We start from the raw sequence: 5,468 nt of genomic DNA on the forward strand, positions 1-5,468 counted from the left end.
TATCAATAAAAAGGATTCGTCAGCTTAGAAACAATATCCAGAATGAATTGCGTGCCTGTGGAAAAAATACACAGTCTGATAATCGAATTGTCAAAGAACAAACTTTATATGCAAAAACCTAACCGGACACTACTGGAAAAAAAAGTAAAATCCCTGGAAAATGAGAAAGAGGCAATAAAAAAACTTTTAGGCAAAGCAGCATAAGATAATTTAATCAGGCCGTGGAATAAAGCTGGTGAGAAAAACTCCTTTTGAAATCTGCAGATTTTTCTTAGCAGAACGAACTTTTCACATTAATTGTAGAAATGGACTGGAAATGAAACAGCTTATAATAAATAATAAAACTAATAAAAATTGATATTTAATTATATATTTTAGAATGTTATAGATAATACAAAATACTTGACTTAGAAATGAACTGTGTTACAGTCTCTATTATGATCCACTATCAATTACCCCAAAATTGGATTCTCTACAATAAGGAAGCCATCCTTGACGCCCTTATTCAAGCTAAAGCCGCCATGATTTCCCTTACCAAAATTCCATATCAGAAAGAATGGGCAGAACAACTCCAGGTTGTTCAATTAAAGCGTGAAGTAGCTGGAACATCGCGAATTGAAGGAGCTGATTTCACCGATGGAGAATTAGATGCGGCTATTAATGAAACCATAGAGCAATTGCACACACGATCTCAACGACAAGCCTCATCAACGGTGAAAGCATACAAATGGATCGCAGCGTTGGAAAATGATAAACCTATCACAGAAGATTTAATATCAACTATCCATAGAATCATTATAACTGATGCAGACGACGATCATTGTCCTCCTGGTGTTTTAAGACAAAAAGATCAAAATGTTATTTTTGGTGTACCTAAGCATCGAGGATGCGAAGGAGGGACACCATGTCGGGACGCATTTATGCTGTTATGCAAAGCCATCAACAAAGATTTTCGTAATCACGATCCTTTAATTCAAGCTATAGCAGCACATTATCACTTTGCTTCCATGCATCCATTCCTTGACGGCAACGGAAGAACAGCAAGGGCTTCAGAAGCTCTTATGCGCTCCAAAGGGTTGGCCTCCGAGATTCTCTTTTTATAGCTATGTCGAATTATTATTATGAGGAAAAAAATTCATATTTGACCTTGCTCGCCAATGTAAGGGCTAATAATCATGATTTAACATCTTTCATCCTATTTGGGTTAAAGGGTGTAGCGATCCAATGCCAACGATTGTTTGAAGAGATAAAGAAAAATATATCCAAGGCATTATTCAAAGACGTTATGTACAACTTATTTATTAGGCTTCAATCAAGCAGAAAGCGGATTATCGCTGAAAGACAAGTTGAAATTCTAAAAGTTTTGCTAGATGGTCCACAGATTTTAGACAGTTTACATAAAAAAGTGCATCACTTATATAAGAATTTAAGAAATCCAACCAAAGCTTTTTATAGAGATGTAAATATTTTAATTGGCTTTAAGGCAATTTGTTATACAAAAAACGAAAATGTATATAATATGTTTGTCCGGTTGGAATGGGCTACTGAAATTACAGAGTCAGAGTTTTTTAAGCATCTTAAAGATTTACCAAAAGCTAAATCGCAAAGCTTCCTGTAATATTTAAGACGTAAGTCCGGCAATTTCTTCAATTGTCCAAAGATGATCGAAAACTGCAGTTTCCATTGCCGGATTTATTCCGCGGCCTTTATTTTTTTTAAAGTTAATATCACAACTCATTTTCATCAATTCCGGCAACCTTCATAAAGTGCCTTAACAAACCGATCTTAAGCCTCGATATCCACGGATAAGCAAGCCTCCACAGCCTCATATATGTTTTCCATGAGCTCATCAAACGTTTCTCCCTGGGTGGCACATCCTGGAATAGAAGGAACTTCGGCCCAAAAACCGCCTTCTTCCGCTTCATGGATAATTGTTTTTATTTTCATAAGATCACCTCACATTTTTTTCTTAATCATTCCAAAAATCTTTAGGGTCGATACCGAAACGACGCAAGATTGAGATTATAACGGGATAATGTATTTCAGTTGAAGGGCCATGATTTTTAATTGGAATTTGCGGGCCTTGTTTAGAACCGGGTTTATTTGGCTTTAAAAGTATAACTTCGGAGCCTTTACCGCGTTTTCCCTGCATTGTGACAATACCATACGGTTTAAGCTTTTTCAGAAGTTCCCTTATCGTATAAGGGCGTTTAGGCATTACACGAAGATCCGGATTGACAAGTTTTTGCAATCAGCCAAGGCGGAAGTGTGTTGTGTTTTTTATCGGCTTTTAAAAGTCCGGATTCAATTTTATATTTGCTTTCAGTCTGTTTTTTACAGGAGAAAAATTCATTCCATATTTCAGGCGGAGCAGGATGATATAAATGTTCAAGGTTGTTATTGGCGAAAGCATATTCTATCTGTGCAGAGATTAAAGAAATTATTTCGTTTTGTGCTTCAGCTATGGTTTTTCCGGTTGCAACAATATCCAATTCGAGACAATGAGCAACAAAAAGATCATTTTCCTTTTTGACCAGAATATTGACTGAAAATGCAACATCAGAATTTTTATTTTTTTCTTCACTCATAAACAACACTTCCTCAATGATTAATCTAATGAGCCAGTTTCAAAACGTCCCATTTTAGCCGATCTCTGCGTTGGGTGAAAATTTTAATCCTCGAAATACTCCATGTATTCCTGCGGTTAAAATTTTCACCCGCCTTGACCTTGACCAAACTGAAACATTTTGAAAGTGGCTCTAATAAATAATTTATAAAATAAGAATTGGTGTGGTTTTGTATTAATTTAATAGAATAATTTCAAAGTTGTCAAGAAATATAAAAACGGGATAATAGCGGGACAAAATGAGTTAAAAAAAGAAAATTGATTTATATTAAAATTGTATAACTATCTGTTTTAATTGGTGGGCCGTGTTGGAATCGAACCAACAACCTACTGATTAAGAGTCAGGTGCTCTGCCTAGTTGAGCTAACGGCCCTTCTGGAAGTTTTTCTTGAAAACCGGATATGCTCGTACCAGCTTTAAAATAACTTGTCAATTTTTTTATGCCTGTTTAGGCGAAATGTTGCAACACTTATTTTAAGGGTTTGCCTCAAAGCCATCCTGTTTTATCTCTCCTGACGCGCTTTCTTTCTTTTTTCCAGTCGATTTCTTTTTTTCTTCTTTGAAGTTTTGTTCTCTTTTTTTCTTCTTCTGCAATCTCAAGGTTAATCAGATAGCTGCCGGGCATAGGCTTTGGGGTTAATTCTTTGTGTTTTTCCACACGCCCGGTTTCTTCTTTTTGTTTTGGAAGTGGCGGCCCTGTGAAACAGTCAGCAGGAATAGCATCTGCGGTATATAATTCACTTGAATTGTGGAAAATTACTCCGGCCTCAAGAGCTTTTTGTACATTTACCGTAAGAACAACAGGTAATGGACTAAAACGCTTTCCCATTCTTTCTGCCATCTCTTTGGCAGGCGACAAAACCACTTTTTTATTGCCGACGGGAAATATGCCTTTTTCCAGTGCAAAACTATAGGCTTTTTTCCTCACACAGGTATAAAGAAGTTTTGGAGGATTTTCGGAAACTGTCGGCTTAGGCAGATTGTCACGGTATTTTGAGCGTATCAGGTCATCATTTATTTCAAGCTGGGAGTCGGGTATTGAAGACAAAATATCATCAATATGGTGTCGCCTCACAAACTTATAACCATCCTCTTCATTTAAAGCCAAAAGCAGAGATTTTATTTTTATGTATCCGTTTTCATCCGGCACAAGGCCGAACTCGTCAGGTTTGCGTTCAAGTATATATGAAACAAATTTTGAAATCTGTTTAAGTGATCTCAGTGCATCCATATCAACACTTTTCTCCCTAAGAAATTTTATTGATAAAACATGTACCTATAAGAATAGAAAAAATAGCTCTGTCTGTCAACGGGAATCGAATTGTTATCATATTTATATAAGCACCGGTCTTTTTTGGCCAAAGGTCGGCAATTCGTTTAGGGATGAGATGGTTATTGCAGCAGGAAATAAAGTTTGTTAAACATATTTATGACAAATTCAATAACAAAATCAAAACAAAAAGGAGAAGAAGATGAAAAGATTAAGTTTGCCGGTGACCGGTTTTATGATTCTGGTGTTTTTTGGCGTTGCGGCCATGGCCATGCAGAAGGGTACGGCTATTAGCGCTAAGGAAGCCCAACAGAATTTGCTTGATGGCAACAAACGTTATGTGAGTGAAAAACAGTCTCATATCGGCCAGACAGCAAAACGGCGCGGTGAAGTCGCAAAAGGGCAGCATCCTTTTGCAGTAGTCATTTGCTGTTCCGATTCAAGAGTGCCTCCTGAGATTCTTTTCGATCAGGGATTGGGTGATCTTTTCGTAATACGGCTGGCAGGAAATATCTTAAATGATGAGGCTATAGGCAGCATCGAATATGCCGTGGATCATTTAGGCGTTCAGTATATTATGGTTCTTGGTCACGAGCGTTGCGGTGCTGTGGGCGCAACAGTAGAAGGTGGCGAGGCTCCTGGGCATATCGGCAGTCTGGTTAAGGCCATTAAACCGGCAGTTGATAAAGTAAAGAATCAACCTGGTGATCTGCTGGACAATGCGGTAAGGGCTAATGTCGGTATTGTTGTTGAGCAATTGAAATCTTCTGCTCCGATATTAAATAAATTTGTAAAAAAAGGTGAATTGACCGTTGCCGGAGCCTGTTATGATCTTGACGATGGCGTGGTGGAAATTCTGCCTTGAGATCCTTTTATCTCGTCCGGTTTGTTTTTGTGTGAACAAAGTCCGGTGTTGCAGGCTCCTGCTATGGAGCATAGTTTGGTATGGTGATCTTTTCCAAGATGAAAATTGATCCAGGAAGAAGTCTTGTTTAATTCCCACATGCGGGGAGGAGCACAAACTTTGGCCATGTTTTCAGTATTTCCGGTAAGAGCAAATCTTTGATATGCAAGATACCAGACACAAAACCTGTCCGGATATACTTCACATCTGCCTTGTCCGCTTCCTCCGCAAGCTCCGTTTCGTATGTGTTTAGGGCAGCTTGATTCCGGGCATAAAAATCCGGGATATTCAATGCCGCAATCTCCGCATTGCTGACAATTGAGCAGGATTTTTTTCAACACATCTTCAAATAATTTTACAAGATGGTATAAGATTCCGTTATTTTGATATAAATGTCTTGAAATTTTTTTATAGAAAGCGGCGTTTGGTGTATCAATTCGGCTGTCAAATGTCTGGAAAACTCTATAGAGGCATGTCTAACGTTTTTTATCTGTCCCGAAGAAGAATGGATTTCTTTAAGGACCACAAACATTATTGAACGCCTTAACAAAGAATTTAAACGCAGAACAAAACCGATGGAGATCGTAGCCGGGGAGAACGCCTGCTATACTCTCCTGGCATTTATCTGTCTTAAAATGGAGTTACACTGGAAATCAAACCCTATCGGA

Annotated in this window: 9 protein-coding genes and 1 tRNA gene; 4 read left to right on the forward strand and 6 right to left on the reverse strand. The window is 38.0% G+C overall.

The genetic code is table 11. From position 1 onward, the window contains the following. Window positions 1-413: 413 nt before the first annotated feature. Together VXK47_RS12770 and VXK47_RS12775 are read left to right on the forward strand one after the other, a co-directional pair. Window positions 414-1,103, forward strand: a complete 690-nt coding sequence (locus tag VXK47_RS12770) for a Fic family protein (protein WP_435549167.1) — start codon at window positions 414-416, stop codon at window positions 1,101-1,103. 38 nt (window positions 1,104-1,141) lie between these two features. Next, the gene (locus VXK47_RS12775; RefSeq protein WP_435549168.1) at window positions 1,142-1,618 is read left to right on the forward strand and encodes a hypothetical protein; all 477 of its coding nucleotides are present in this window, start codon (window positions 1,142-1,144) and stop codon (window positions 1,616-1,618) included. Window positions 1,619-1,785: 167 nt separating this feature from the next. On the opposite strand, the gene VXK47_RS12780 is transcribed toward VXK47_RS12775, so the two are convergent. The 5 genes from VXK47_RS12780 to VXK47_RS12800 all read right to left on the reverse strand — a co-directional run bounded on the left by VXK47_RS12780 (window position 1,786) and on the right by VXK47_RS12800 (window position 3,857). Continuing rightward, entirely contained in the window at window positions 1,786-1,947 is a 162-nt protein-coding gene (locus VXK47_RS12780) for a type II toxin-antitoxin system HicB family antitoxin (RefSeq protein WP_435549169.1), read from the reverse strand. Between the two features lie 22 nt (window positions 1,948-1,969). Continuing rightward, window positions 1,970-2,218, reverse strand: a complete 249-nt coding sequence (locus tag VXK47_RS12785; RefSeq protein WP_435549170.1) for a type II toxin-antitoxin system HicA family toxin — start codon at window positions 2,216-2,218, stop codon at window positions 1,970-1,972. After that, window positions 2,211-2,588, reverse strand: a complete 378-nt coding sequence (locus VXK47_RS12790; RefSeq protein WP_435549171.1) for a type II toxin-antitoxin system HicB family antitoxin — start codon at window positions 2,586-2,588, stop codon at window positions 2,211-2,213. Before VXK47_RS12790 ends, VXK47_RS12785 begins: the two co-directional genes overlap by 8 nt. 334 nt (window positions 2,589-2,922) lie before the next feature. Next, window positions 2,923-2,999 (reverse strand) — tRNA-Lys (locus tag VXK47_RS12795). A 114-nt stretch (window positions 3,000-3,113) separates the two neighbouring features. Further along, entirely contained in the window at window positions 3,114-3,857 is a 744-nt protein-coding gene (locus VXK47_RS12800; protein WP_435549172.1) for an RNA 2'-phosphotransferase, read from the reverse strand. Window positions 3,858-4,098: 241 nt separating this feature from the next. On the opposite strand from VXK47_RS12800, the gene VXK47_RS12805 reads away from it, so the two are divergent. Next, the gene (locus tag VXK47_RS12805; RefSeq protein WP_435549173.1) at window positions 4,099-4,761 is read left to right on the forward strand and encodes a carbonic anhydrase; all 663 of its coding nucleotides are present in this window, start codon (window positions 4,099-4,101) and stop codon (window positions 4,759-4,761) included. Here the strand turns inward: VXK47_RS12805 and VXK47_RS12810 are convergent. After that, window positions 4,722-5,138: a methylenetetrahydrofolate reductase C-terminal domain-containing protein gene (locus VXK47_RS12810; RefSeq protein ID WP_435549174.1), complete on the reverse strand. Its 417-nt coding sequence runs from the start codon at window positions 5,136-5,138 to the stop codon at window positions 4,722-4,724. The genes VXK47_RS12805 and VXK47_RS12810 overlap by 40 nt on opposite strands. Before the next feature lie 114 nt (window positions 5,139-5,252). Here VXK47_RS12810 and VXK47_RS12815 point away from each other — a divergent pair. Beyond that, a partial coding sequence (locus VXK47_RS12815) for a transposase (protein ID WP_435549175.1) occupies window positions 5,253-5,468 on the forward strand: 216 nt, incomplete at its 3' end.

Source organism: Desulfobacterium sp. N47 (genome assembly GCF_051233685.1).
Taxonomy (GTDB): Bacteria; Desulfobacterota; Desulfobacteria; order Desulfobacterales; family RPRI01; genus RPRI01.

Coding starts and splice junctions, on each gene's coding strand:
- VXK47_RS12770 (WP_435549167.1), top strand. CDS start 414: ATGAACTGTGTTACAGTCTCTATTATGATCCACTATCAATTACCCCAA.
- VXK47_RS12790 (WP_435549171.1), bottom strand. CDS start 2,588: ATGAGTGAAGAAAAAAATAAAAATTCTGATGTTGCATTTTCAGTCAAT.
- VXK47_RS12800 (WP_435549172.1), bottom strand. CDS start 3,857: ATGGATGCACTGAGATCACTTAAACAGATTTCAAAATTTGTTTCATAT.
- VXK47_RS12780 (WP_435549169.1), bottom strand. CDS start 1,947: ATGAAAATAAAAACAATTATCCATGAAGCGGAAGAAGGCGGTTTTTGG.
- VXK47_RS12785 (WP_435549170.1), bottom strand. CDS start 2,218: ATGCCTAAACGCCCTTATACGATAAGGGAACTTCTGAAAAAGCTTAAA.
- VXK47_RS12805 (WP_435549173.1), top strand. CDS start 4,099: ATGAAAAGATTAAGTTTGCCGGTGACCGGTTTTATGATTCTGGTGTTT.